This window comes from Rhizobium sp. BR 250 (assembly GCF_047445855.1).
GTDB lineage: Bacteria > Pseudomonadota > Alphaproteobacteria > Rhizobiales > Rhizobiaceae > Agrobacterium > Agrobacterium tumefaciens_I.
In genome coordinates this window covers 25,278-49,419 of record NZ_JARWKW010000015.1, presented here as the reverse complement: position 1 = coordinate 49,419, position 24,142 = coordinate 25,278, and the positions used below count along the sequence as shown (strand labels likewise).

Annotated in this window: 24 protein-coding genes and 1 pseudogene; 16 read left to right on the top strand and 9 right to left on the bottom strand. The window is 59.5% G+C overall.

The genetic code is table 11. The features are described from left to right. The first annotated feature begins 86 nt into the window (after positions 1–86). The 6 genes from QD336_RS21315 (at position 87) to QD336_RS21290 (ending at position 4,493) form a co-directional block, all read left to right on the top strand. On the top strand, positions 87–497 hold the full coding sequence (locus QD336_RS21315; RefSeq protein ID WP_499172098.1) for a hypothetical protein: 411 nt from the start codon (positions 87–89) through the stop codon (positions 495–497). Between the two features lie 87 nt (positions 498–584). Next, on the top strand, positions 585–815 hold the full coding sequence (locus QD336_RS21310) for a hypothetical protein (RefSeq protein ID WP_499172097.1): 231 nt from the start codon (positions 585–587) through the stop codon (positions 813–815). Then, a complete protein-coding gene (locus tag QD336_RS21305) occupies positions 812–2,290 on the top strand; it encodes a TolC family protein (RefSeq protein WP_499172096.1) in 1,479 nt (492 codons plus the stop codon). Before QD336_RS21310 ends, QD336_RS21305 begins: the two co-directional genes overlap by 4 nt. 14 nt (positions 2,291–2,304) lie before the next feature. Next, positions 2,305–3,654 carry a multicopper oxidase family protein gene (locus QD336_RS21300; protein WP_499172095.1) on the top strand — a complete coding sequence of 450 codons (1,350 nt, stop codon included), beginning with the start codon at positions 2,305–2,307 and terminating at the stop codon, positions 3,652–3,654. Between the two features lie 54 nt (positions 3,655–3,708). Beyond that, positions 3,709–4,185, top strand: a complete 477-nt coding sequence (locus QD336_RS21295; RefSeq protein ID WP_499172094.1) for a cupredoxin domain-containing protein — start codon at positions 3,709–3,711, stop codon at positions 4,183–4,185. Positions 4,186–4,208: 23 nt separating this feature from the next. Next, positions 4,209–4,493 carry a copper-binding protein gene (locus QD336_RS21290; protein WP_499172093.1) on the top strand — a complete coding sequence of 95 codons (285 nt, stop codon included), beginning with the start codon at positions 4,209–4,211 and terminating at the stop codon, positions 4,491–4,493. A gap of 86 nt (positions 4,494–4,579) precedes the next feature. Here the strand turns inward: QD336_RS21290 and QD336_RS21285 are convergent, their stop codons facing one another. Continuing rightward, complete coding sequence (locus QD336_RS21285; RefSeq protein ID WP_499172092.1) at positions 4,580–5,392, bottom strand: phosphatase PAP2 family protein; 813 nt, start codon at positions 5,390–5,392, stop codon at positions 4,580–4,582. 171 nt (positions 5,393–5,563) lie between these two features. Between QD336_RS21285 and QD336_RS21280 the strand changes: the two genes are divergently transcribed. From QD336_RS21280 to QD336_RS21270, 3 genes are all read left to right on the top strand, one after another. Further along, on the top strand, positions 5,564–6,262 hold the full coding sequence (locus tag QD336_RS21280; protein WP_269347405.1) for a response regulator: 699 nt from the start codon (positions 5,564–5,566) through the stop codon (positions 6,260–6,262). Continuing rightward, the gene (locus QD336_RS21275; RefSeq protein WP_499172091.1) at positions 6,259–7,416 is read left to right on the top strand and encodes an ATP-binding protein; all 1,158 of its coding nucleotides are present in this window, start codon (positions 6,259–6,261) and stop codon (positions 7,414–7,416) included. The genes QD336_RS21280 and QD336_RS21275 overlap by 4 nt, the downstream gene beginning before the upstream one ends. A gap of 151 nt (positions 7,417–7,567) precedes the next feature. Next, on the top strand, positions 7,568–8,521 hold the full coding sequence (locus QD336_RS21270) for a DUF535 family protein (protein WP_499172090.1): 954 nt from the start codon (positions 7,568–7,570) through the stop codon (positions 8,519–8,521). A gap of 42 nt (positions 8,522–8,563) precedes the next feature. On the opposite strand, the gene QD336_RS21265 is transcribed toward QD336_RS21270, so the two are convergent. Continuing rightward, complete coding sequence (locus QD336_RS21265) at positions 8,564–10,084, bottom strand: MFS transporter (RefSeq protein ID WP_499172089.1); 1,521 nt, start codon at positions 10,082–10,084, stop codon at positions 8,564–8,566. 132 nt (positions 10,085–10,216) lie between these two features. Between QD336_RS21265 and QD336_RS21260 the strand changes: the two genes are divergently transcribed. Continuing rightward, positions 10,217–11,089 carry a LysR family transcriptional regulator gene (locus tag QD336_RS21260; RefSeq protein WP_499172088.1) on the top strand — a complete coding sequence of 291 codons (873 nt, stop codon included), beginning with the start codon at positions 10,217–10,219 and terminating at the stop codon, positions 11,087–11,089. Here QD336_RS21260 and QD336_RS21255 read toward each other — a convergent pair. Continuing rightward, positions 11,086–11,703 (bottom strand): 3'-5' exonuclease, encoded by a 618-nt coding sequence (locus QD336_RS21255; RefSeq protein ID WP_499172087.1) that lies wholly within the window; start codon positions 11,701–11,703, stop codon positions 11,086–11,088. The genes QD336_RS21260 and QD336_RS21255 overlap by 4 nt on opposite strands. A 225-nt stretch (positions 11,704–11,928) precedes the next feature. Here QD336_RS21255 and QD336_RS21250 point away from each other — a divergent pair, with 225 nt between their 5' ends. After that, positions 11,929–12,711, top strand: a complete 783-nt coding sequence (locus QD336_RS21250) for a pyrroline-5-carboxylate reductase (protein WP_499172086.1) — start codon at positions 11,929–11,931, stop codon at positions 12,709–12,711. Positions 12,712–12,765: 54 nt separating this feature from the next. On the opposite strand, the gene QD336_RS21245 is transcribed toward QD336_RS21250, so the two are convergent. From QD336_RS21245 to QD336_RS21220, 6 genes are all read right to left on the bottom strand, one after another. Then, entirely contained in the window at positions 12,766–14,364 is a 1,599-nt protein-coding gene (locus tag QD336_RS21245; protein ID WP_269347415.1) for an MFS transporter, read from the bottom strand. After that, positions 14,361–14,801 carry a DoxX family protein gene (locus QD336_RS21240; protein ID WP_499172085.1) on the bottom strand — a complete coding sequence of 147 codons (441 nt, stop codon included), beginning with the start codon at positions 14,799–14,801 and terminating at the stop codon, positions 14,361–14,363. Before QD336_RS21240 ends, QD336_RS21245 begins: the two co-directional genes overlap by 4 nt. A gap of 216 nt (positions 14,802–15,017) precedes the next feature. After that, the gene (locus QD336_RS21235) at positions 15,018–17,000 is read right to left on the bottom strand and encodes an amidohydrolase (protein ID WP_499172084.1); all 1,983 of its coding nucleotides are present in this window, start codon (positions 16,998–17,000) and stop codon (positions 15,018–15,020) included. Then, positions 17,000–17,290 carry a XapX domain-containing protein gene (locus QD336_RS21230; RefSeq protein WP_499172083.1) on the bottom strand — a complete coding sequence of 97 codons (291 nt, stop codon included), beginning with the start codon at positions 17,288–17,290 and terminating at the stop codon, positions 17,000–17,002. The genes QD336_RS21235 and QD336_RS21230 overlap by 1 nt, the downstream gene beginning before the upstream one ends. 70 nt (positions 17,291–17,360) lie before the next feature. Beyond that, the gene (locus tag QD336_RS21225; RefSeq protein WP_499172082.1) at positions 17,361–18,050 is read right to left on the bottom strand and encodes a hydrolase; all 690 of its coding nucleotides are present in this window, start codon (positions 18,048–18,050) and stop codon (positions 17,361–17,363) included. 146 nt (positions 18,051–18,196) lie between these two features. Next, the gene (locus QD336_RS21220; protein ID WP_269347474.1) at positions 18,197–19,129 is read right to left on the bottom strand and encodes a VOC family protein; all 933 of its coding nucleotides are present in this window, start codon (positions 19,127–19,129) and stop codon (positions 18,197–18,199) included. A gap of 117 nt (positions 19,130–19,246) precedes the next feature. On the opposite strand from QD336_RS21220, the gene QD336_RS21215 reads away from it, so the two are divergent. From QD336_RS21215 to QD336_RS21195, 5 genes and pseudogenes are all read left to right on the top strand, one after another. Then, the gene (locus tag QD336_RS21215) at positions 19,247–20,146 is read left to right on the top strand and encodes a LysR family transcriptional regulator (RefSeq protein ID WP_499172081.1); all 900 of its coding nucleotides are present in this window, start codon (positions 19,247–19,249) and stop codon (positions 20,144–20,146) included. Between the two features lie 681 nt (positions 20,147–20,827). Next, positions 20,828–20,959 (top strand): hypothetical protein, encoded by a 132-nt coding sequence (locus QD336_RS21210; protein WP_499172079.1) that lies wholly within the window; start codon positions 20,828–20,830, stop codon positions 20,957–20,959. Between the two features lie 9 nt (positions 20,960–20,968). Next, positions 20,969–21,049 (top strand): annotated as a pseudogene (locus QD336_RS21205) (hypothetical protein); the annotation flags it as partial. 15 nt (positions 21,050–21,064) lie between these two features. Further along, positions 21,065–21,754 (top strand): hypothetical protein, encoded by a 690-nt coding sequence (locus tag QD336_RS21200; protein ID WP_499172151.1) that lies wholly within the window; start codon positions 21,065–21,067, stop codon positions 21,752–21,754. A 308-nt stretch (positions 21,755–22,062) separates the two neighbouring features. Continuing rightward, the gene (locus QD336_RS21195; RefSeq protein WP_499172078.1) at positions 22,063–24,108 is read left to right on the top strand and encodes an O-linked N-acetylglucosamine transferase, SPINDLY family protein; all 2,046 of its coding nucleotides are present in this window, start codon (positions 22,063–22,065) and stop codon (positions 24,106–24,108) included. The last annotated feature ends 34 nt before the right edge of the window (positions 24,109–24,142 follow it).

Here is a 24,142-nt window from a genome sequence, read left to right as displayed (position 1 = left end):
ATATTCAGCCTCATAACAAGGTTTTCATCAATGGTTATGAAGTATATCCATTGACAAATCACGGGACTCCGGCTTTTCTAAAGCACATGCGTGAAACGTTGCGAGCATCGAAATTGCTGGCCCTTCTGTTCAGACTGGTGATGATCCTATCACTGGCGGGCTACAGCGTTTCCACCGTCAATGCCGCAATGCATGGTCCCGAAACCGGGGGAATGCGGCACGATCAATCCGTCATGATGGATCACGGCAAGATGATGGATCATGGCGGTTCGGCCATGACGTCCGACAATCATGACAACCACGATATGGCCGACAATGACAGCGGCGCCAAAAAGCCCGCGAAGCCGCAATGTTGCGGCGATTTCTGTCTCGGCATGGCGGTTCTGATCGGCCACGACACCATTGGCACGCCCGTGGTCAGCAGCATCCGTACCTTCCCCGATGACAGCAAGGCGCCGGGCCAGAGCCCGCTGCTGCACCGTCCGCCTAATATCTGAACAGGCAGAGCCCACCTTTGGGCAATGACCGTGCGTGAGCGGCTTTAGCGCCGCTGCGCCGTTGTATCTCCTGTTCGGAAAACACCCATGAACCCAATCCATATTGTGGTTGCGGCGCCCCTGCTTCTGGGCGGCTGCACAGCCACATCCATGATGAATAACGCCGCCGCCTATGACGATGCGGCAAACCCGGCGCTTGGCGCCGCACCCATTCGTTACCAGACCCCGGTCTCGGGCTACACCGCCCGCATGCCGGTCGATCCGAAACCCTGGCGTGACCAGAACAATGCGCAGGCTCCGAAAGGAGACGCATCATGACACGCCGGGCATTCAAACTCGGGGCGAAACTTGCAGCGGTCCTATCACTGCCGGTTTTTCTCAGCGGCTGTATCACGGCCGCGCAATATGCCTCCCGCGACGCCGGTTTCAGCAATGTCTCGGCGAAGACGTCCGAGGCGACCGGAAAGCAGACAGTCTGGGTGCAGAACCGGGCCGAAGCACAGGCAACACAGGCCCGCGTCAAGTCGCTGATGGCGGCCAGCAAGACCCTTGATGTCGAGACGGCGGTGCAGGTGGCGCTTCTGAACAACAAGGGCCTGCAGGCGGCCTATGCCGATCTTGGTGAATCCGCCGCAACCGCATGGCAATCGACCATGCTGGTCAACCCCACGGTCGGCATCGGGCTGACGGGGATCGGCACGCCGGGTCTCAGGGCCTACAAGGCGATAGAAGGTGTCATCGCCACCAATATTCTGGCGCTCGCCACCCTCAAAAAGAACGCCGAAATTGCCGATACCGGTTTCCGCAAGGCGCAGCTTGGTGCTGCGCTGAACACGCTGCAGCTGGCGGCGGATACCCGCCGCGCATGGATCAATGCTGTTGCCGCCGTCGAGAATGTCGGCCAGCTGGCACAGGCGCAGACCGCAGCGGATGCCGCCTCGGAACTCGCCAGAAAGCTTGGCGAGTCGGGCTCACTCAACAAGGAAGGCCAGGCGCGCGAGCAGGTCTTTTATGCCGAGCTGACCGGCCAGATCGCCAAGGCACGGCTGGAGGCCCGCCTTGCCAAGGAGGAACTGACGCGGCTGATGGGACTGTGGGGAGCGGATATAGAATACAGCATCCCCAATCGCCTGCCGCCGCTTCCCAAGGCGCTGGCCAAACGAGATATGATCGAGGCCGAAGCCCTGCAACGCCGCGTCGATCTGCAGATGGCCAAGCTCGATCTGGAGGCGACCGCACGGTCCTTCAAGCTCACCGAAGCCACCCGATACGTCACCGATCTCGGCCTCCGCTCCGGTTTCGAGACCGAGCGCGAAAGGGATGAGGACGGCATCGAGAAACAGACGACCGGCCGCGCGGAACTGGAATTCGTCATCCCGATCTTCGATTCCGGTCAGGCGCGCATGCGGGAATCCGAACTCGCTTACATGCGCGCGGCAAACCTCCTGGCGGAAAAGGCGGTCAATGTCCGCTCGGAAGCCCGCTCGGCCTATCAGGCCTATCGCTCGAACTACGACATCGCCCGGCATTACCGCAACAGCGTGGTGCCCCTGCGCACGAAGATCGAGGAGGAGTCGCTGCTCACCTATAACGGCATGCTCACCAACACTTTCGAGCTGCTGGCCGACAGCCGGGAAAAGGTCAATTCGAACCTGCTCGCCATCGATGCCAAACGCGACTTCTGGCTCGCAGAAGCCGGTCTCGCCCCCGCCATTTATGGCGGCGGGGCGGGCGCGGCTGGCGGAGAGACCGAGGTTGCTGCCGCGTCCGGCGGTGGTGGTGGCGGACATTGAGAAAGGAAACGACCATGTTCAATAGAAGACAACTTCTGGGCGTCAGCGCCGCAATGGTCTCCTCGGCGGCCTGGGCGAAAACCTCCAACAGCAGCCTGCCGGAAGCGGCCTTGATGGAAACGGCGGCGACACAGGCCCCGGTGAAACCCACCACCGGGCCCGACTACAATCCGGTCGTCACCCTCAACGGCTGGACCCTGCCCTTCCGGATGAACAATGGCGTCAAGGAATTCCACCTTGTCGCCGAGCCGGTGGAGCGCGAAATGGCGGAAGGCATGACCGCCCGTCTCTGGGGTTACAACGGCCAGTCGCCCGGCCCGACCATCGAGGCCGTCGAAGGCGACCGGGTGCGCATTTTCGTGACCAACAAGCTGCCGGAACATACGACGATCCATTGGCACGGCATGATCCTGCCATCCGGCATGGATGGCGTCGGCGGCCTGTCGCAACCGCATATCCCGGTTGGCAAGACCTTCGTCTACGAGTTCGACCTCGTGAAGTCGGGCACCTTCATGTACCACCCGCATTCCGACGAGATGGTGCAGATGGCAATGGGCATGATGGGCTTTTTCGTCATCCATCCGAAGGATCCGGCGTTCATGCCGGTGGACCGCGATTTCGTGTTCCTGCTCAACGCCTTCGACATCAATCCCGGCGCCTCGGTTCCCAAAATCATGACGATGACGGATTTTAATCTGTGGGCGTGGAACAGCCGGGTGTTTCCGGGCATCGACCCGCTGGTCGTCTCCAAGGACGACCGGGTGCGTGTCCGGGTCGGCAACCTGACCATGACCAACCACCCGATCCATATGCACGGTTACGATTTCGAGGTGACCTGCACGGATGGCGGCTGGGTGCGACCCGAGGCGCGCTGGCCGGAGGTCAGTATCGATATCCCCGTCGGCGCCATGCGGGCCTATGAGTTCGACGCCAAATATGTCGGCGACTGGGCGATCCATTGCCACAAGTCGCACCATACGATGAACGCCATGGGACATGACGTCCCCACCTTCATCGGCGTCGACAAGAAGACAGTCACCGAAAAGATCCGCAAGGTCCGGCCGGACTATATGCCGATGGGCACCGCCGGCATGGCCGACATGGGTGCGATGGAAATGGAAATCCCGGAAAATACCGTTCCCATGATGACGGGATGGGGCCCGCACGGCCCAATTGAAATGGGCGGCATGTTCTCCGTGGTGAAGGTTCGCGAAGGCATCTCCGCGGGCGATTACACCGATCCCGGCTGGTACGAAAACCCGCCCGGCACCCAGGCCTGGGAATGGACCGGCGAGCTGCCGGATACGCAGAAAAACATCGACCCCAAAACGCAGATCACGCCGCAACCGATGAAACACGGCTGAATACGACCCAACGACACCAGAACCCCAACTCCATTAGAACCAAGGAACAATGAAATGATCAGACTGAAACTTGCACTGCTTATTGCCGCCCTCGCCACGCCAGCCTTCGCATCAGGCACCCACGGCGGCGGCCATGAAGCAATGGCGATCGGCGAACCCGGCGACAAAGCCAAGGTGACCCAGACCATCCAGGTGACGATGAAGGAAACACCCGATGGCAAGATGGTGTTCACGCCCGGCAAATTCGAATTCAAGAAGGGCAAGACCGTGCGTTTTGCCGTGAAGAATATCGGCGAGCTGGACCATGAGTTCATTCTCGACGAACAGAAAGCCAATCTGGAGCACAAGGCCGCGATGGAGAAGGCTCCGGAGATGGAGCACGACAATCCGAACGCCATCAGCCTCGCGCCCGGCGAAAGCGGGGAAATCATCTGGAAGTTCACCAATGACGGCATGTTCGAATTCGCCTGCCTGAAACCCGGGCACTACGAGGCCGGCATGCGCGGCGATCTCAAAGTTTCGGCAAAGTAATCCAGCAACAAAGGACTCTGATCATGAAAACCATCGTTAACATCACACTCGCAGCCGCACTTCTGCTCACCGCGCCCTTCGGCGCCTTCGCCCAGGAATTCACCAAGGGCACGGTCAAGAAGGTGGATGCTGCCGCCAAGAAGGTCACCATTACCCATGAAGAGCTGAAAAACCTCGACATGCCGGGCATGACCATGGTGTTCCGAGTCAAGGACGATGCCCTCCTCGCCAAGCTCAAGGAAGGCGCGAATATCGAATTCGTCGCCGAACGCGCCGAAGGCAAGCTGATAGTCGCGCAGGTGAAATAAGGCGCCAACAGCAGCGCCCGTTCACGACGGGCGGGCGCATTCGAAAGAACCTGCAAGGGCAGCGGTCTTCCGCTGCCCTTGTCGTCTTATGGTCTTCCTTCTGCGGCCCGCCGCGCCCGGCTGATCCTGCGGGAGAAGGCGACATCGATCGCCTGCCGATACCTCGTAAAGGGCGAGTGGAGCAGCAGAAACACCACAAACATCAAAGGCCATGCAATCAGGACATCGGAAAGGAAATGGGCCCCCATTGCGACCCTGTTCAGCGAGACAATCACTACGAACGGCACCAATATCGCGGTACCGATCAGGCGAAGCTTCTCCGGCAGGAAGATGATCACGGCCAGCACAGCGACTGCGGAAGCGCTTTCACCTGAAGGAAAGGAGCAATTGCGGAGGCAACCGCCATCGAGGGAAAGAACCGGCGTAAAAAACATATCTCCCCCGAACTCGCCGAGATGGCGCGGTCTTGCCCTGCCGAACAGCTTTTTCAAAACATGAACGGCGACACCCGGCCCCAGAGCAAAAAAGGCGATGACAAGCAGCAGCTTGTGAGGGGGGAAAACCCGCAGCAGGCCTCGCGAAAACAGCGTGGCGACAAGCAGACACACAAGCCCGGGCAATAAAACAGCTGGAAGCATGCGGTTCAGATCGCGGACGGAAAGCAGGAACTCATCCTCGCTGAGGCGGAAGCCGTTCGTGAAGAACTGCCGGCTAACAGCCATGTCGATATCGGGCCTGACCGTGAAGAACACCATCAGCGCCAGCACGACCAAAAGAGCCAGCAGCAAGTAGCTGCCCAGGGCACGCGCAAAAGCCTGGTGGGCGACACGGATGGCGCTTGCGCGAAATTTTGGATTTCGCTTTTTCTCGTGGGTTCTGCTGGCGATAGACTGGTGCATGGCCAGTTTTCTTCCGCAGAAATGTCAAGGCTTTGCGGAGAAAGATACAAGACTGCACGGAAAGCGGTGCCGGCAGTCTTCATTCCCGGCCATGGGCTCTTGCCCGATGTTTCGCATACGCTTAGCGTCCGGCTCGTAACACGGCTTGTACAGGTAGTTTGCGGGTTCAGCATGGACAAAGGGCTTATTCTGATCGTCGAAGACGACCCCGATATTATTCAGATTCTGGACGCCTATCTCATTCGCGAGGGATACAGAACCGTCAGAGCCAGCGACGGAGAAACGGCGCTGACCCATTTCTCCATGTTGAGGCCGGATCTGGTTCTCCTCGACATTCGTTTGCCGAAGTTCGATGGCATCGAGGTGTTGAACCGCATCCGGCGGGAACGGGATACGCCTGTCATCATGGTCACCTCCCTCGCGGAGGATATGGACAAGCTGACCGGCCTGCGCCTCGGTGCTGACGACTACATCGTCAAACCTTTCAACCCCCACGAATTGATCGCGCGGGTGAATGCCGTGCTGAAACGCACACGCCAGCCGGCCGGTGGAGGGGTCCTGCGCTTCGGCGCCATCGAAGTGGACACCGAAGCTTATGTCGCGGCTGTTTGCAGCGATGCGGGGCGAACCGTTCTGCCCCTCACGCTGAGCGAGTTCAGGATACTCGCCCATATGGCGCGCCGCCCCACCCATGCCTTTCAGCGCGCCGATATTCTGGACGCCTGCCTGCCGGAAAGCGATGCGCTGGCGCGCACCATCGACACGCACATCGCCAACCTGCGCAAGAAACTGGCGGATCACGGCGCCTGCGGCTATCTGGTCTCCGTGCGCAGCGTCGGTTACCGACTGGCCGGGGAGCAAAAATCATGAAACCCTGGCGGCTCAGCCTGAGCACCATGACGGCGATCACAATCACGACGATGCTGATCTTTGCGGTCGCGATGGTCTATCACGGCGTCTCCTGGTATTCGGATAACATGGAGGAGCGTATCGTTGCGACGTTGTCGCCCGATGCCGCCAAGGCTTTTTCGGATATCGACCGGGGCGTGATGCCGGACCAGAAGCAACTGCGGGCTCTTGTCGAGGTTTTGCCCAGGATAGAGGACGAGGCTGACGACGAGCTTCTCGCCTCGGTCTTCGGATTCGGCCTGCTCGGTGTCCTGCTGTGCAGCCTGCTCGGCTATTTCATCTCCCGGCGCATTGCCGCGCCGCTTGAGAAGCTTACCGTCGCCACGCGGCGCATGGCATCCGGCGATTTCAGCAGCGGCGAAACCGTCAGGGCGAACCACATCGTCGAAATCGCGTTTCTGGTCGACAGTTTCGACACGCTGACGCGGGAACTCCAGATGATGGAGCGCCGGTTGAAGTTCAACACCATGGCCGTGGCGCATGAACTGCGCACCCCGCTTACCATCCTGCAGGGCCGTCTGCACGGTATCGTGGATGATCTCTTTCCTCTCGACAAGGAGGCCATTCGTCACCTCATCGTCCATGTGGAAGGGCTGACGCGCCTTGTCGACGATCTGCGGACGCTCTCCCTTGCGGAAACCAACAGCCTCGTCCAGGAAACGCAGCCGCTCGATCTTGCCACCGAATGCGCGGCGGCGGTGGAAGCGGCACGGCCACTGATGGAAGAGGCCGGCCTCACTCTCGATATGTCGCTCGCAACCGCTTCCGTTTACGGTGACCGTCAGCGTCTTCGACAGCTGCTGCTGATCCTGATGGACAATGTGCGCCGTTATGCGGCCAGCGGTAAGAGCCTGCGCTGCTCAACCGGACTTCGCGACGGGCGCCCCTTCGTGGCGATCGAGGATAATGGCCCGGGTTTCCCCCCCGGCGTCGAGGCGCACGGCATCGAACTCTTCTGGCGGACAGAACCGTCACGCGCACGCAAGACCGGCGGCACCGGCCTTGGCCTGTCGATTGCAAGAGCGATCGCGCAGGCGCATGACAGCGATCTGCAGATAAAGGCAGGAGAGACCGGCGGAACCGTCGTGACGGTTCTCTTCAAGGCAGCCACCTGAAAATTCCGAGGGGGCAATCGTCTCCTCCCCTTCCAGTTCTCTTGCCCCGCGCCGCCACATCTTCACATGAAACCGGCTGTTTCTCGACAAAGTCTTCACAAACCCGGCGCATGCCTCGGCCGAATGCCGATCTTCGCCGGAAGCCCACTCCATGTCACGCACTCAAGATGCTGCCGCTCTGGCAGAGAAGTTCCCGGTCCCCGATGATGTGGCCGAGACCGTTTCAGATACAGCCCGCTTTTTATTGTTCTGGAGAATCATAACCTTCGTACAGCGCGCCCGTTGGAAGCGGGCGGTGCTTTTCTGGATGCGTTTTGCGGCAAACCCTTTCGTCACCTTTCGATGGTGGTGGTTTCTGGCAGCGTTTTCGGCAAGGCAAAAATTGCCGCCGCCGCATGATGAGCTTCTGCAAAAACCCCTGTCGAAATTCCTTCTCAACAAAGTCTCGCAGAAAAGGCGGCTGGCTTTTCTCATCGACAATTTCGCAATTGCGGACCGGCATTTTTCCCGGAATGTCATGGCCGGTCTCTGGGCGGGAAAAACCGTGGAATTGGGCGCCATTCGCGGCCGAAACGATGAATATCGGTGTATTTTGACCCTGGCTGACCGTTGCGGTGGCCGCCACGAGGGTGCTTTTGCCGTCAGACTTCTGCGCGACCATGACGATGCCGTTCTGTGGACGGCGACGTTTATTTTTCTGCAACAGTGCGAAAGCGTGCGCCACACGATCGTCGTTGGAGGCATGCAGGGGCCGCGGGCTGCGAAGGAGCAGATGGTGTCGGTCACGCGCGACCTTGCGGGACTTCGCCCCAAGGAAGCGACATTGATGGTTCTGCAGGGCCTCATCTCGGTGAATGCGTGTCACTATCTCGCCATCGGCCATTCCAGGCACCCCATCCGCTATCGCCGCACGCGACGGCAGAAAATGATGGTTTCAGACATCGATGCCTTCTGGCGGGAACGCTCTGCCGAACCGGAGGAAACATTCGGTTTTAAGGTTCCCGTCTCCAGCCTTGAGGGCACGGACAAACGAAGCCGGATGAAACTTTGCTTTTACAAGCTCGGCCGTGGGCTTGCGGGGAGCAAACCAGATAAAAGCGAATAGGTTGGGGCAAGACAACTCGCCCCTTCCTTTTCGTGTCCCGCTTTAGTCTCGAGCCGGTTGCCGCGCCGGCCCGAAGATCACGAAGCTGAGCCCGGCAAGCAGCCAGACACCGATGCCCGCATAAAGCATGACCAGACCAAAACCATCCGCAAGCGCCTGATGGACGAGCGTTTCCGAAACGCCCTGCGCCGATGTGCCGGCGGTTCCCGCCGCAATCTTTTCCGCAAGCGATTGCAGGGCAGTCATATCCTTGCCGGCGGGCAGGTTCGCCCGCAACGAAGCCCGGACGCCCTCCACCAGAATGAAGCCCATGATGGGAATGTTGATGGCAAGCGAGATCATGCGGGCGCTCATGTCGATGCCGGATGCCATGCCGGAACGGGCGGGGGAAACCGCGCCGGTGGTGGTATTGGTGACCGGCGTATTGGTCAAGCCAAGCCCGATGCCGGCAAGGATGCAGCCGGGCAGCATGGTGAGCCAGCTCGCATTTTCGATGCCGCTTCCGATTTTCATCAGCATGAAACCCAGACCGATGGTGAACAGCCCGGCCGGAATGACGAGGCGCGGCTGATAACGCAGCGACAGGCGCTCTGCGAGCGGCGGCACCACCAGCGCCGGCAGAGTATAGGCAAGCAGGCCGAGGCCGGCGGTGACGCTGTCATAACCGAGACCGGCCTGAAACCAGATCGGCAGATAGATCATGAACGGCCAGAAGCTGATATTCATTGCCGCCGAACCGATGATCGCCCCGGAAAAAGGCCGGATGCGGAATACGGAGAAATCGAACATCGGCCTCCGCGTGCGCTTTTCAGCGACCACAAAAGCAATGAAGCTCGCAACCGAGACCCCGAGGATAAGAAGCGACGTGGGGCTCGCAAAACCGAGCTCGGGCCCCTGCGTGATGAAAAAGGCGAGGCAAAAAACGGCGGCCGAAAGCGTGGCCATGCCGGCAAGATCAAGACGCGCCGCCTCCGGATCGCGCGATTCCCCGACACCGCCTGCGGCGAGCAGCCAGGTCACGATGCCGAGCACGACATGAACGAGGAACACCCATTCCCAGCTCCACAACGCGACGATGGCGCCGCCGATGATCGGGCCGAAACCCAGCCCCACGCCGGAGATGATGCCCCACCAGCCGAACGCCATGCCACGCTCCCGGGCCGTGCGGAACTGGTGCGACAGGATGGCGATCTGGCACACCAGCATCGCCCCGCCGCTCAAGCCCTGAAAGAAGCGGGCCCCGATCAGCACGGAAACATTCTGCGTCATCCCGCAGGCGAGGGAAGAAAGCGCAAAAGCAGCGATGCTGGCAATAAAGACGCGTTTGCGGCCGAAGCGGTCGGCCAGCGCGCCCGTCGCCATCAGCACCATGGTCACACCGATCGTATAGGCATTCATGATCCACTGAAGCTGGCGGAAATCCGCCTGCAGCACCTCCTCGAGTGTGGGCAGGATTGCCGGAACACTGGAAATTTCCAGTCCGAACATCAGGGCGGAGAGACAAACGGCAGCGAGCGCCATGGCGCTTCTGCTGGCCGCTTGTTCGGTAACAGCAAGGGTCATTCTTCAGCCTTTCGTGGGTGGAGGCGCACGGGCGCCATCCGCTCAATAAACCGAAGGCAAACTAGCCAAGGCTTGACCATAACGGAATTGGATGATTGATTATTTCAGAGACAACAAATTGGAATGACCGAGATGAGCACGTTGGATGTGGAAGCCGTCGAGGCCTTCGTCACCATCGCCGATCTACAGAGCTTCACCCGCGCGGCCGAAGCGCTGGGCACCACCCAGGGCGCCATCAGTGTGAAGCTCAAACGGCTGGAAGACAGGCTTGGCCAGCGGCTGCTCGAAAGAACACCACGTTCGGTGCGCCTGTCCGCCCAGGGGGCGGTGTTTCTTGCACCCGCACGCGAATTTCTCGCGGCTCATGACCGGGCACTGGCAGGCCTTTCCTCGCCGCGCCGCCGTTTCGGCCTTGGCATTGCCGCGCATGTGGCGGGGCCAGAGGTGCCGACGCTTCTCGCGCGGCTCAACGATCACGACCCCGGCCTTACGATTGAGGTGCGGATGGACCATTCCCGCTCCCTGCTCGATGCCTTTGACCGTGGTGAAATCGATGCGGCCATCATCCGGCGCGAGGATGACCGGCGTGACGGCGAGGTGCTTGGATCGGAGCATTTCGGCTGGTATGCAACCCCGCAATTCGAACATCGCCAAGGAGAACCGCTCAGGCTCGCGGCGCTTTCGCCCGCCTGTGGCGTGCGCAACATCGCCACCCATGCCCTGGACGCGGCGGCGATTGCCTGGACGGAGGTGTTTCTCGGCGGCACGTCGTCTATGGTGACCGCAGCCGTCTCGGCCGGGCTTGCGATTTCCGTCTTTTCCTGCCGCCTTGCACCAACCGGGACAGTCGAGGTCAGCCAGCGTTTCGGCCTGCCGCCTCTGCCCTCCAGCGAAATCATCATGTTTTCGACGCTGACCGACAGCAGGTCCCGCGAAGCGTTGCGCGCACTTGCCGCCGCCTTTCGCGAGCACAGGCCGGGAACAATTCCGCCTGATATAGGCTAAGCGGCGAGCGCGAATTCTTCCGGCTTGAGCTTTCCGCTCCTCAGAAGATGTTGCAGGGTATAAGAAACTGAAAGCGCATCATCGAGCGCATCGTGGCCCTGCAAAGGCGGATGCTCAACGCCGTAATAGTCGGCGAGACGGTTGCTGGGCGTCTTGGCCAGATCCTCGACCGGCATTCCCGCCGTAAGCAGGAGCCTGACCGCATTGTCGAAGCGATGAGCAGGCATGGGCGGCTGGATACCCGCGACATAAGTGCTGATCGCCATCATGTTCAACTCGTCCTTGCCCCATGACCAGCATTGGGCACCCTCAGAGAAGCTGTCGAAGCTTGAGAGGGCATCCTGCAAGGGAACGCCTTGCGCCTCAATGATCTCCTCGGTGATACCCGTCAACCTGGTGAAGAACGGATCGATCGCATATCGCCTGCCATGACGGTCGACGGGAGAAATATGGACCTTGTAGGTCTCCAGAAGCGGAAAATCGCCTTCCAGCCCGAGCTTGACGGCACCGATCTGCGCGATGACAGGATCGGGATCATGGGCCGCACACCAGAATCTGCGTTGCGAACCCTCCAGGCAGAGAAACTCACAGTCGAATATGATTGCCTTTTTCATCGATGGCCCTCCTGCCCACAAGGTAACAACAGGTCAGCCGGAACAGGAAGTGGCGACCCCGCGTCAAATTCTATGGTAGTCTTATACCATCGAGTGCGGCGGGCTCCGTTTCAATTGCAAATTAACGCGCTCTGCTTGTCGACAATTCCCGGCGGAAAACTTAGCATCGGATGAAAATGGCACGGCCGATGCCTCTGTCGGTCCATTCGCCGTGGTGGAGTATTCATGTCCCTTCCCCAGAAAATCGGTTTTATCGGAACGGGCGCCATCACCGACGCGATGGTGCGCGGCCTGCTTGCCAAGCCCGCCGCCGTTCCACATGTCATGGTGTCCCAGCGCAGTGCCGATATCTCGGCCAGACTTGCCGCCGATTTTCCGCAGGTGATCATCTCCGGTGACAATCAGATGATCGTTGATGGCTGCGATACCGTCGTGCTGGCAATCCGTCCGCAGATCGCCGAAGAGGTCATCCGGCCTTTACGGTTCCGGGACGGGCAGAAGGTCATCAGCGTCGTGGCTGCAACCAGCCGCGACACACTTCTGGACTGGATCGGCGCGGATGTGCGTCTCAGCCAGGCGATCCCGTTGCCCTTCGTTGCCCGGCGCAAGGGCGTCACCGCCATTTACCCCGCCGATACGGATACCGCGGCGATCTTCAACGTGCTCGGCAATGCTGTGGAATGCGAAACAAAAGCGGAATACGACCTTCTGGCCGCCGCCAGCGCACTGATGGCCACCTATTTCGGGATCATGCAAACGACGACGGAGTGGCTGGCGGAGAACGGCCTGCCGGAAGAAAAGGCGCGTTCCTATGTCACGCCCCTCTTTGCCGGTCTCTCCGAGGTCGCCCTGCTGTCCGGCGGAAAGGCTGATTTCACCGAAATGAGCCGCGAATTCGCCACCAAGGGCGGCCTCAACGAGCAGGTCATGCACGATTTCGACAGAAAAGGCGGTTCCAGTGCGCTGAAAGAGGCATTGAGCCGGGTGCTGGAGCGGATCGCGCAATAACCGGCAGGCTTTAAAAAACGAGAACGAAAAAGGGGCCTTTCGGCCCCTTCCTGTTTATGCTTTTCCTGGACGATTGATCGTGAGGAAGTGGCGCACGACAGGCTTTTCCAGCCCGGAATGGTAAGCAAGCACCTTGCCCTGCAAATCCGCATCCGCATTGGAAACCCGCTTGTGCTGGCGAAGATGCTCGGCCCAGGATTCCACCATGAACCATTCGACGATCTTCTGCGGATCGGCGGAGTCTTCGGTGACACCCCAGCCATAGGCCCCGTCACGGCGGCGCTCCTGGGAGAGCTCATCCAAGGCATGCAGGAAAGCGGAGCGATGATGCTTCTCGACATTATATTCGATCAGGATCAGGACCGGGCCGCGATCATGGGCCACAGGCTCGGCAACGAGCGGTTCGGGCCAATGGTTGGACGGCACCATATCCGCATCGCCAGCCGGCAATTTCAGGCGGTGCATGACGAGACCCGCCACGAACAGGCCGGCTGCGCCGATCAGCAACGTGCCCGGCACGCCTGCCGCCTCGCCGACGGCACCCCAGCCGATGCTGCCCGCCGTCATGGCACCGTTGAAGACGGTGAGATAGACGGCAAGGCCACGGCCACGCACCCAGTTGGGCAGGATGGACTGTGCCGCGCCATTGAGAGTGGTCAGCGCCGTGATCCAGGCGCCGCCGAGGAACAGCAGGATGACGATGGCAAGCCATTTTGGCGGTGCGAGCGACAGGCCGGCCATGACGAGGGCGGTCGTGATGGCGGCGCCCAGAAGCAGGGCATCGGCATCAAAACGTTCACGCAGCTTAGGCATGACCAGCGCGCCGCCAATAGCGCCTGCCCCGACCGCGCCGAGCAAAATACCGTAGAAGCTTGCGTCACCGCCGAGCAATTGCCGGGCAACCAAAGGCAGCAACGCCCAGACGGCACTGGCAAAGGCGAAGAAGATCGCGGCGCGCAGCAGGACGACATGCAGCGGCCGGCTGGCACGCGTGTATCGCAGACCCGCACGGAAGGCGCCAAAAAAGTTCTCCTGCAGTGCATCATTGGCGTTCTTCGCCCGGGGCCACCACAAAAGCGCGGCGATGACCACGAAGTAACTCGCAACATCGGCGCCATAGGTGAAAGCCGCGCCGAAGGCTGCCAGCAGAATGCCGCCTGCGGCCGGGCCGATGGAACGGGCGATGTTGATACCCAGGGAGTTCAGCGCCACGGCGCTTTTGACATCCTCGCGTTTCACCAGCTCCGGCACGATCGCCTGCCAGGTCGGCCCCATCAGGGCTGCCCCGATACCGCCGAGGAAGGTAAGCCCTATCAGGGCGCTGACGGACAACAGGCCGGTATGGGCAAGAACCATAAGGGTGATGCTGACGGAGGCCAGCAGAAGCTGGACCGCGATCAGGAACTTGCGACGGTCGAGAATATCCGTCAGCACGCCAGCCGGGATTGCCAGAAGAAAGATCGGCAGGGTTCCGGCCGCCTGCACCATGGCGACCGCCGCCGGCGAAGCCGAAAGATCGGTCATCAACCAGGAACTGGCGACATCACGCATGAAGCTGCCGGTATTGCCGAGAACCGTCGCGGCCCAGAGGACGGCGAAGACCGGTTGCGCAAGAGGAGCAAAGCTGCTTGCGGAGGATTTTGCGGCACTCATTTGCCCGTTCCTTTCGTAAGATCGATTGCAGCGACGATAACAAAGGCGCCGGCCAGACCGAGATGTTCGAAGAAAGCATTGGTGGCCATCATGCGGTCCATGCCGGGCGCCATTTCCCAGAACCGCAGCGCGATGAAGGTGGCAAGAAGCGTGAAGCCAGCAAGTGCAAGGGCACCGGCCCAGCGCAGGAAGCCCGACACCACCAGAGCGGAGGCGGCAAGTTCGAACAGGATGACAACGACGGCGAATGCGGCCGCCGGCTGCAGGCCAAAATGGTTCATCTCCGCAATCGCGCCGGGGAAATCGAAGATCTTCGTGAGCGGCCCCTGAATATAAGCGGAGCACAGCGCCAGAAGCGCCAGGGTTTTTGTGGCGGGCGCGGCAACGATATCCGCAAGAAGCCCGCGAAGGCGAAGGGTCGAAGATGGATCGGTCATTCTAGTGCTCCTGGGATTGGCCGTCGGGTCGAGCGGCGCTGGGTTCATGTGATGGAGCGATATTGACCGAAACAATTATCGCCAACAATTGCATCAATAGTTTCGAGATAATTGCGTTATTTGCAATACTGGATGGAAACCGGGTTTCCGGTGTTCGCGCAGGAGAATGGGCAGCGGCATTCCGCTGCCCATTTGATTTCATTCGTCTGACGAGCCTCAGACGGCCCAGCAGGAGCAGCCCAGCGCGCCGAAAAAGCCCTTCAGATCGGCGATCGGCAGCTTTGATGTCCAGGCGCCGGCGTGGTCATGGCCATGGACACCGCAATCATGGGCGCAGCCGCAGGAAGAGATGGCCGCGCGTCTCAGCGAGTTCTTTCCGGCGCCCTGCGGTTCGCCCCAGGCGGCATAACCGCCGAAGGTGCGGACCGGCGACCAGTCGGGCATGGCTGGCGGAATGTTGCTTTCGTCGAGCGCCCTGAAATCGCCGGCACCATAGACGATCTTGCCGCCCACCATGGTCAGTTCCGAGGTGAGGAAGGATATTTCGTCTTCGGCGCAGGAGAAATAATCCTTGTCCGGCACCACCAGATCGGCGAACTGGCCTTTTTCGATGCGGCCCTTCTTGCCTTCTTCGTTGGAGAACCACGTGACTTTTTCGGTCCACATGCGCAGCGCCGTTTCGCGATCGAGGCAGTTGGCGCGCGGATAAAGCTGCATGCCGCCCACCGTCTTGCCGGTCACCATCCAGAACAGCGACACCCACGGGTTATAGGAGGCGACGCGGGTGGCGTCGGTGCCTGCCGAAACGTTGACGCCCTTTTCCAGCATCCGCTTGATCGGCGGCGTGGCTTCGGCGACGCCATGGCCATAACGCTCGACGAAATATTCACCCTGATAGGCCATGCGGTGCTGGGTGGCGATGCCGCCGCCAAGAGCTGCAATGCGGTCGATCGAGCGATCGGAGATGGTTTCGGCATGGTCGAAGAACCAGTTCAGCCCTTCGAGCGGGATATCCCGGTTGACCTTTTCGAAGACATCCAGCGCCCTTGAGATCGTCTCGTCATAGGTGGCATGCAGACGCCAGGGCCAGCGATTTTCCGCCAGAACCCGGACGACCTCTTCGAGTTCGCCTTCCATTTCCGGTGGCATATCCGGCCGCGGCTGACGGAAATCCTCGAAATCGGCCGCGGAAAAGACCAGCATTTCGCCCGCGCCATTGTGCCGGAAATAATCGTTGCCCTGCTTGTATTTGACCGAGGACGTCCAGTTAAGGAAATCCTCTTTCTCCTGCTTCGGCTTCTGGGTGAAGAGATTGTAGGCCAACCGAACCGTCATCTGGTTCTCATCCGACAGCTTCTGGATCACCTCGTAATCGTCCGGATAGTTCTGGAAGCCGCCACCGGCGTCGATCACGCCGGTCACACCCAGCCGGTTCAGCTCACGCATGAAGTGGCGGGTGGAATTGACCTGATAATCGAGCGGCAGTTTCGGTCCCTTGGCGAGGGTCGAATAGAGGATGCCGGCATTCGGCTTGGCGAGCAGCAGGCCGGTGGGATTACCGTTGGCATCGCGGGTGATCTCGCCGCCGGGAGGGTTCGGCGTGTCCTTGGTATAGCCAACGGCGCGAAGTGCCGCGCCGTTCAGCAGCGCCCGGTCATAGAGATGCAGAAGGAAGACCGGCGTATCCGGCGCCACCGCATTGATTTCCTCGATGGTCGGCAGGCGCTTTTCGACAAATTGATGTTCGGTGAAACCACCGACGACGCGCACCCATTGCGGGGCCGGCGTAATCGCCACCTGGCGCTTCAGCATGTCCATGGCATCGGCAAGCGAGCGAACGCCATCCCAGCGCAGTTCCATGTTGAAGTTCAGGCCGCCGCGCACGACGTGGGTGTGGTTGTCGATCAGGCCGGGCAGCACGCGCTTGCCCTTGAGGTCGATGACCTTCGTTTCCGGTCCGGCAAGGGCCATGACCTCGGCATCGCTTCCCACCTCCAGAAACAGACCATCCTTGATGGCGACTGCCGTTGCATTCGGATTGCCGCGATCAAGCGTCGTGACGCGGCCATTGTAAAGGATGGTCTCTGGATACATGGAAGAAGCTCCGCTCTTGATGAGATCGGCAGCCTTGGCCGATGAAAACAGATTCGGAAAGGCGAGACTGGATGCCGCGCCGAGGAAAGTGCGTCGTGTCGGCATCAGCTTCTCTCCCGGTTGGTCGGCTGCTGCGTCTGCGCGAGAGCCGTTGTTTCATCGCCACCCTTCGGCATATGGCCGAACATATGCGGCTTGATCTGGTTGAACCACGAAACGGCGGCCGGCTCCCTGTCGATGATCGCCTTTGCGAAGGGAATGACCTGTTCTCCGACCAATATGCCCAGCAGGCCGACAAGTGCAATGACGGGCGGAGCGGGCGAGCGCACATCAAGCAGGCTGTAGACGATGCCGACCAGCAGACCGGCGCCGAGGGACAGAAGATAGACTTTCATGGAAACCTCCTTGGATGAATGAAGCCGCGCCAGCGTGGATTAATCCCGCCGGCGCGGCATGGTTGAAAGCTTATTTCGCAGGGTTCGGGCCGATGCGCTTGCCGTGCTTGACGCGCTCTGCACCGCCATGGACATGGGTGACCGCATAATCGATGCCCATGCCATAGGCGCCGGAATGTTCCTTCACCAGCGAGGTGACGGCATCATAGGTTTCCTTGCGGGCCCAGTCGCGCTGCCATTCCAGCAAAACCTGCTGCCAGGTCACCGGGATCACGCCGGCCTGCACCATGCGGTCCATGGCATATTTATGCGCATCGAGAGACGTGCCGCCGGAGGCATCCGCCACCATGTAGATCTCGTAATCCGCGACATCATGCAGCGCCGAGAGCGCGAAGGTGGTGTTGCAGACTTCCGTCCACAGGCCGGAGACGACGATCTTCCTGCGGCCACCGGCGGCATTCTTTGCAAGCGCATCGCGAACATTCTGGTCGTCCCAGGAATTCATCGAGGTACGCTCGAGAATATCGTTTTCCGGGAAGACGGCGAGCAGTTCCGGGAAGGTGTTGCCGGAAAAGCTTTCGGTTTCGACCGTGGTAATGGTCGGCGGGATGTTGAAGATCTTGGCCGCCTTGGCAAGGCCGACGACATTGTTCTTCAGGGTCTGGCGGTCGATCGACTGCACACCGAAAGCCATCTGCGGCTGCTGGTCGATGAAGATCAACTGGCTGTTGGCGGGGGTAAGGACTTCGAGCTTCGACATGGTAGTTCTCCGTTCTGCTGGTGATTGCCGATTGACGGCGGTGGAAATTGACAAGGCTTCGCCGGCCGGCTGCCCACGCAGGGGCAACCGTCTTGGAAGAGTACAGATGTTATTATCGGTTAGTGGATGCGAGTGAGACGCCCGCCTTATGCCGCAAGCGGAACCAGGTTCGCCTCGATCTGATTGCGGAAAGGCTCGTACCGGTTCGGAAGCTTGAGCGCCTGGCCGAGATGCGCGGTATCCTCATCCCGGTCGAAGCCGGGCTCATTGGTTGCGATCTCGAACAGGATCCCGCCCGGCGTCCGGAAATAAATCGCCCAGAAATAATCACGGTCGATGACGGGGGTAACCTGATAGCCCGTGTCCATCAGGGCCTTGCGCACTTCCAGCTGCTTTTCGCGGTTTTCGACCGCAAAGGCGATGTGATGGACCGAACCTGCACCCGGACGGGCAAAAGGCGTCTTCGGCAGGGCCGCGAGATCGATCGTATCGGCTCCGTTACCGCCGGGAATGACGAAACGCGTGACATCACCGTCGACATCAGCCCGTTCATAGCCCATGAAGCGAAGAAGCTCCTCGGTCGCTGCCGTGTCGTTGAGATTGAAACGCGCGCCGGTGAAACCGCGTATGGCGTTGTCTTCGGAAATGCCTTCGGCAAGCCAGGCGGCACGGGCATCATTATCCGTTTCGATCAGCGAGAGACCATCGCCATCGGGACCGGTGAAGCGCAGGCGATTGGCGCCGAAGACCGTATCGGCCTGAATACCGGCGACACCCCTTGCAATCAGCCGTTCTTTCCAGAAGCCCAGCGCACCTTTCGGGATGGAGAACTGGGTCTCACCCACCTCGCCGACGCCGGGACGGCCCGCCATCATATTGGCGAAGGGAAAATAGGTCATGACCGTGCCGGGCGTTCCCTTTTCGTCACCGTAATAAAGGTGGTAAACGCTGGGTTCGTCGAAGTTGACGGTCTTCTTCACGCGGCGCAGGCCGAGCGTATCGGTGAAAAAGCTGTTGTTCTGCCGCGCATCCGAGGCCATGGAAGTGACGTGGTGCAGGCCCTTGATATCCTTGATCATCATTGGCGCCTTTCTTCTTTGGTGCCCGTTTCGATGGACAAAGATGTAACCCGCTTGATTGCATCGGTGAATTGCAATATTTCTCTCGAATGAATTGCGATTTTTGAAATAATCGAGATGAACGATCACAAAGCTCTCAAAACCTTTCTGATGGCGGCCGAAAAGCGCAACTTCGCTCAGGTCGCCCGTGAACTGGGCATGACGGCTGCCGCCGTCACCCGCGCCATTGCGGCGCTGGAAGATGATCTCGGCGTGCAATTATTTGTCCGCACCACGCGTCAGGTATCCCTGACGACGGATGGGGCCGTGTTCGCCGCACAGATCCAGCCGGCGGTCGAGGCGCTGGAAAATGCCCGGCGCGATGTCAGGAATGCCCACAAGGCCGACGAGGGACGGCTGAGGATCAGCGCGCCGACATGGCTCGGCAAGACGGTGCTGCCGCCGATCCTGTCGGGTTTCCGCGACTTGTACCCGAAAATGTGTTTCGAGATTTCCCTGTTGGACAGCATGGTCAATATTGTCGATGACGACTATGATCTGGCGATCCGCATTTCGTCGGCCCCATCAGACAAATTCACCATCTGGCGCAAGATCAGGGCCGTTCCGAGAATCCTGGTGGCGGCACCGGGCAGCCGGTTCACGCAGATGAAACATCCAGGCGAGCTTACCCCTGACGATTGTCTTGCCTATAGCGGTGAAAGCCGGCGGGAAAGCTGGATCCTCTCGGATGGCGGATCGAGCATCACCATCACGGCCGGTCGCGCCTTCAGCGCCAATAGTGGTGAGGTTCTGGCCGATATGGCAGCCGATGGCGCAGGTGTGGCCATGCTGCCGGGATTCAATATCGCCGAACATATCCGCAGTGGCCGGCTCGTCCATGTTCTGCCTGGCTGGGTCCCACCGGAACTCTGGCTGACGCTCTATTATCCGCCCTACCAGGCCCTGCCGCCCCGCATCGCAACATTCTCGAAATTCTTCGAGGAGCAACTGCCGGCCTATATGGTGATGCTGGACTAGGACGGGGAGCCTTCGCGTACCGCATTGAAACCGTCAGGCAGGGAGAGGCGGAGGTAGCCACCGCGCCGCCGTCGCGAGGAACTGAACCAAACATGGCGCCACCTCAAGCAACGCAGTCAGCACTTAACCGGTTTTGCACCTTCGGCACCAGGATTCGTGCCGAAAATTTAGCGCGCTGATCACTATTGTGATCCGACGAACTTGATTGCAATTTTCAGTTATTGATGGATACTTTGTACGGAAATTTTTGGAGAACCGCACTAATAAAGAAAATAATACAATTACTATTCATTGCAATATGTCTAATATTTTCGTTTAAACTCATGATATTATTGTATATATTTAGTTTATATATACTTTATTGAATTATAAAATAAACATAAAACAAGAACAACCAAACATATATCAAGTATTAACTCGTATTTAAATGTTAGACTGATATGAAATCTACGCCGCCAAATTTTAAGCGGCGACAATTATTAAGCGGCATTCGCATAAGCTAGCGTGGAAAATCCGGGCCATTCTCCGGCTCGAATTGCATGATGCCTTTCCAGCGCAGGTTCACAGGAGCCATGTTCTCCCCAATTTCGCTTATTTGCGGATCTCGGATCACTGTCATCAAGGGCAGTGTCTGGCGGCAGATAAGCGTGACCAGTCGCCCTTCGGTACAAGGACACGTTCATGACCTCCATTCTTTCCTCATTGTCTGCTGTGCAGATTTCCAAGCTCTCCACATCCGCAATCGCCGGTCTGACATCGGCAGACGTGAATGCCTTGGACAGCACCAAGATAAAAGCCCTCACCTCGTCTTAGATTGCCTCTTTGAGCACCGATAATCTTGCTCTTTTCAGCACTGACGACCTTCGTGCTATTTCGGTAAGCGCCCTTAAGGGACTAACCCTGTCCCAGATCGCAAAATTGAGCTCCACCCAAGTCAGCGGACTGTCAGCGTCCCAGGTCACGGCGCTATATACCAGCCAGATTGATGCCCTGACGACCGATCAGATCAAGGCGCTCACCTCCGATCAGATCGCCGGCCTCAGCTCCGCCCAGATAGCCACCATGAGCAGCAGCGAACTGGCGCTCTTCTCTACCGATGAGATCAAGGCTCTCAGCGCAAATGCCATTGCCGGTCTCACCACCGATGCCCTTAAGGGTCTCACCACCGAAAACGCCGCCGCACTGACGAAGACCCAGATCGTGGCCCTGTCCTCGGCACAGCTGGGCGCCCTCTCCTCCGATGCTCTCGCCACGTTCTCCACGGACGAGATCAAGGCGATCAGCACCAAACTCCTTGCCGGCCTCGACGCCAGCAAGCTCAGCACCGGAAACATCGCCGCTCTCAGCAAGACACAGATCGCGGCGCTCTCTTCCGCGCAGTTCTCAGCCCTGTCGACCGATCAGATCAAGGCGCTCACCTCCGATCAGATCACCGCCCTCAGCTCCGCTCAGATCGCCACCATGAGCAGCAGCGAACTGGCGCTCTTCTCCACTGACGAGATCAAGGCTCTCAGCGCCAAGGCCATCAGCGGCCTCACCACCGATACCCTTGCCGGTCTCGGCGGTACCAACGCCGCGGCGTTCTCTTCCCAGCAGCTGGGGCAATGAACGACGGGCAGATCGAGGCTATCATCAAGGCCTACAAGACAGCGTAAGGCTTAAAAGAACCAGAAAACGACGACGCGGCCAAAAGCCGCGTCGTAGTGCCGATGCATTTAGTTACAAAATTCTCCAGAAGAACATCGAATATCTGCCATCGCGAAGATGTAAAACTGGAAGAAGCTTCTATTTCGACAGCATGAGCCTGGCATGATCTTAGTCCGGACAGACAATACAATCTCAACACGTCCAGCCACAGGCAAGTTATACGAGATAGCTAAAAACAGCCCATTAATAGGTTGTTTCCGCAGGACGTCATGACCGCCAACCACGCCTCTCCTTCGAACGACGCCACCGCTCCCAGCGCGCTGTATCTCGCACAGAACCAACTGTTAAGTCTCATGGATCTGCTGCGGCTCACCGAGGCCCTCAGCGCTGCCGGCCAGAAAGCCGCCGCCGTGGAGCTCTACAAGACCTGGGTCGCGTTCAACGACAACAATCCCACAGTTCACCTCGCCTACTTCAACTATGCTGTCGCCCTCAATCAACTCGGCGATCGCGCAGGCGCGATACAGGCGTTCCGCGCCTGTTTGAAAGCCAATCCGCAATTTGCTCCCGGCCACATCAATCTCGGTCGTGTGCTTGAAGATGCCGGGTTTATCGGTCAGGCGGTGGAACAATGGGCCCTGTGCGCCGAGACGATGCAACATATAGACGCCGAGGCGATTGGGCATCGGCATATGATTCTGCAGAATATCGGCCGGGTCCTCGAAACTGCCGGGAAGCTTGAAGAGGCTGAAACCACTTTGCTGCAGGCGTTCGAACTACGGCCGGAATTGCCCGAAGCGGGCCAGCACTGGGCATCGCTGCGGCAGCGCCAGTGCAAGTGGCCGGTGCTTACACCGTCCGGCCACCTCACTTCCCGCAAGATGCTCGATGCAATGTCGTCGCTGACAATAAGCTGCTACGCCGACGATCCGATGTTCCAGCTGGCCAAGGCATATCGCTACAGCAAAACGTTGATCGGTGCGCCTCCGGACCTCAACCGTTTTCCACGCAGATTGCCGAAGCAGAAGTCCGGAACCGGCCAGCCTCTGCGCGTCGGCTACCTCTCGTCGGATCTTCGCGACCATGCCGTGGGCTTCGCGCTCTGCGAGGTTCTGGAATTGCATGACAAGAATAGCCTTGAGGTTTTCGCCTATTATTGCGGCAACGTCCGCAGCACGGACAACACGCAAGAGCGGATCAAGGCTGCGGTCCATTGCTGGCGCGATATTCACGGCATGGATGACGCCACGGCCGCATCGCAAATCATCTCCGACGAAATAGATATTCTGATCGACGTGAATGGCTACACCAAGGACGCACGCGCAAAGATTTTCGCCTATCGCCCCGCGCCGGTCATCGTCAGTTTCTGCGGCTACCCCGGATCTATGGGAAGTCCGTTCCATCACTATCTGATCTCCGACGGCTACATGATCCCGCCGGAGAACGAAATCTATTACTCCGAAAAGGTGCTGCGCATCGCGTGCGATCAGCCGCTCGACCGCAAGCGGCCCATCGCCACCCGGCCGAGTCGAGCGGAGGTCGGGCTGCCGGAGGATGCGTTTGTCTATGCCAGCTTCAACGGCATGCAAAAGATCACGGAAAACTGCTTCGCACGATGGATGACGATCCTGTCACAGACGCCCGGCAGCCTGTTGTGGCTGCTGACCGGCGATGAGGATGTCAATCAACGCCTGCGAGACATCGCAGAAAAAAGCGGTGTCGCCGCTGAACGGCTCGTATTTGCGCCGAAGGTCCCCAATCCGCAGCATATTGCCCGCATCGGTGTTGCCGATCTGTTTCTGGACACGTTCCCCTATGGGGCGCATTCCACCGCGGCGGACGCGATAACGTCCGGGCTGCCCGTCCTCACCATGTCGGGCAAGACGTTTGCAGCACGCTTCTGCGGCAGCATCGTCACCGCAGCGGGTGTCCCGGAGATGCTCTGCTCCTCACCGGAAGACTATGTCGCCCGCGCCATCGGCTTCGAACGGGACCGTAAAAGCCTTTCAGAGGTCAGAGACGCGATCGCCCGGCAACGCGACACGAGTGTGTTGCGGGATATTCCCGCGCTGGCAAGGCGGCTGGAAGAGCTGTTTTGGCAAATGCAGGGTGAATGTGAACGCGGTGAAACGCCAGTGCCGGATCTCTGCAATCTCGACCTCTACTATGAAATCGGTGCGGAAGCCGTATTGGAAAACATAGAGTTTGAAGACGAACAGGCTTACCGCACGCGCTACCTGAAAAAGCTGCGCGAGCAGCACGATTACGCCCCCATCCCGTATGACCGCCGTCTTTGGCAGAAACCCAACAGCTGAGCGGGGATCCTAGGCGCCGCTCGGCCGAAACGCG

Bases quoted from the DNA above. Each gene is read 5' to 3' on its own strand.
- QD336_RS21315 (WP_499172098.1), top strand. From the start codon at position 87: ATGCGTGAAACGTTGCGAGCATCGAAATTGCTGGCCCTTCTGTTCAGA.
- QD336_RS21310 (WP_499172097.1), top strand. From the start codon at position 585: ATGAACCCAATCCATATTGTGGTTGCGGCGCCCCTGCTTCTGGGCGGC.
- QD336_RS21305 (WP_499172096.1), top strand. From the start codon at position 812: ATGACACGCCGGGCATTCAAACTCGGGGCGAAACTTGCAGCGGTCCTA.
- QD336_RS21300 (WP_499172095.1), top strand. From the start codon at position 2,305: ATGTTCAATAGAAGACAACTTCTGGGCGTCAGCGCCGCAATGGTCTCC.
- QD336_RS21295 (WP_499172094.1), top strand. From the start codon at position 3,709: ATGATCAGACTGAAACTTGCACTGCTTATTGCCGCCCTCGCCACGCCA.
- QD336_RS21290 (WP_499172093.1), top strand. From the start codon at position 4,209: ATGAAAACCATCGTTAACATCACACTCGCAGCCGCACTTCTGCTCACC.
- QD336_RS21285 (WP_499172092.1), bottom strand. From the start codon at position 5,392: ATGCACCAGTCTATCGCCAGCAGAACCCACGAGAAAAAGCGAAATCCA.
- QD336_RS21280 (WP_269347405.1), top strand. From the start codon at position 5,564: ATGGACAAAGGGCTTATTCTGATCGTCGAAGACGACCCCGATATTATT.
- QD336_RS21275 (WP_499172091.1), top strand. From the start codon at position 6,259: ATGAAACCCTGGCGGCTCAGCCTGAGCACCATGACGGCGATCACAATC.
- QD336_RS21270 (WP_499172090.1), top strand. From the start codon at position 7,568: ATGTCACGCACTCAAGATGCTGCCGCTCTGGCAGAGAAGTTCCCGGTC.
- QD336_RS21265 (WP_499172089.1), bottom strand. From the start codon at position 10,084: ATGACCCTTGCTGTTACCGAACAAGCGGCCAGCAGAAGCGCCATGGCG.
- QD336_RS21260 (WP_499172088.1), top strand. From the start codon at position 10,217: ATGAGCACGTTGGATGTGGAAGCCGTCGAGGCCTTCGTCACCATCGCC.
- QD336_RS21255 (WP_499172087.1), bottom strand. From the start codon at position 11,703: ATGAAAAAGGCAATCATATTCGACTGTGAGTTTCTCTGCCTGGAGGGT.
- QD336_RS21250 (WP_499172086.1), top strand. From the start codon at position 11,929: ATGTCCCTTCCCCAGAAAATCGGTTTTATCGGAACGGGCGCCATCACC.
- QD336_RS21245 (WP_269347415.1), bottom strand. From the start codon at position 14,364: ATGAGTGCCGCAAAATCCTCCGCAAGCAGCTTTGCTCCTCTTGCGCAA.
- QD336_RS21240 (WP_499172085.1), bottom strand. From the start codon at position 14,801: ATGACCGATCCATCTTCGACCCTTCGCCTTCGCGGGCTTCTTGCGGAT.
- QD336_RS21235 (WP_499172084.1), bottom strand. From the start codon at position 17,000: ATGCCGACACGACGCACTTTCCTCGGCGCGGCATCCAGTCTCGCCTTT.
- QD336_RS21230 (WP_499172083.1), bottom strand. From the start codon at position 17,290: ATGAAAGTCTATCTTCTGTCCCTCGGCGCCGGTCTGCTGGTCGGCATC.
- QD336_RS21225 (WP_499172082.1), bottom strand. From the start codon at position 18,050: ATGTCGAAGCTCGAAGTCCTTACCCCCGCCAACAGCCAGTTGATCTTC.
- QD336_RS21220 (WP_269347474.1), bottom strand. From the start codon at position 19,129: ATGATCAAGGATATCAAGGGCCTGCACCACGTCACTTCCATGGCCTCG.
- QD336_RS21215 (WP_499172081.1), top strand. From the start codon at position 19,247: ATGAACGATCACAAAGCTCTCAAAACCTTTCTGATGGCGGCCGAAAAG.
- QD336_RS21210 (WP_499172079.1), top strand. From the start codon at position 20,828: ATGACCTCCATTCTTTCCTCATTGTCTGCTGTGCAGATTTCCAAGCTC.
- QD336_RS21195 (WP_499172078.1), top strand. From the start codon at position 22,063: ATGACCGCCAACCACGCCTCTCCTTCGAACGACGCCACCGCTCCCAGC.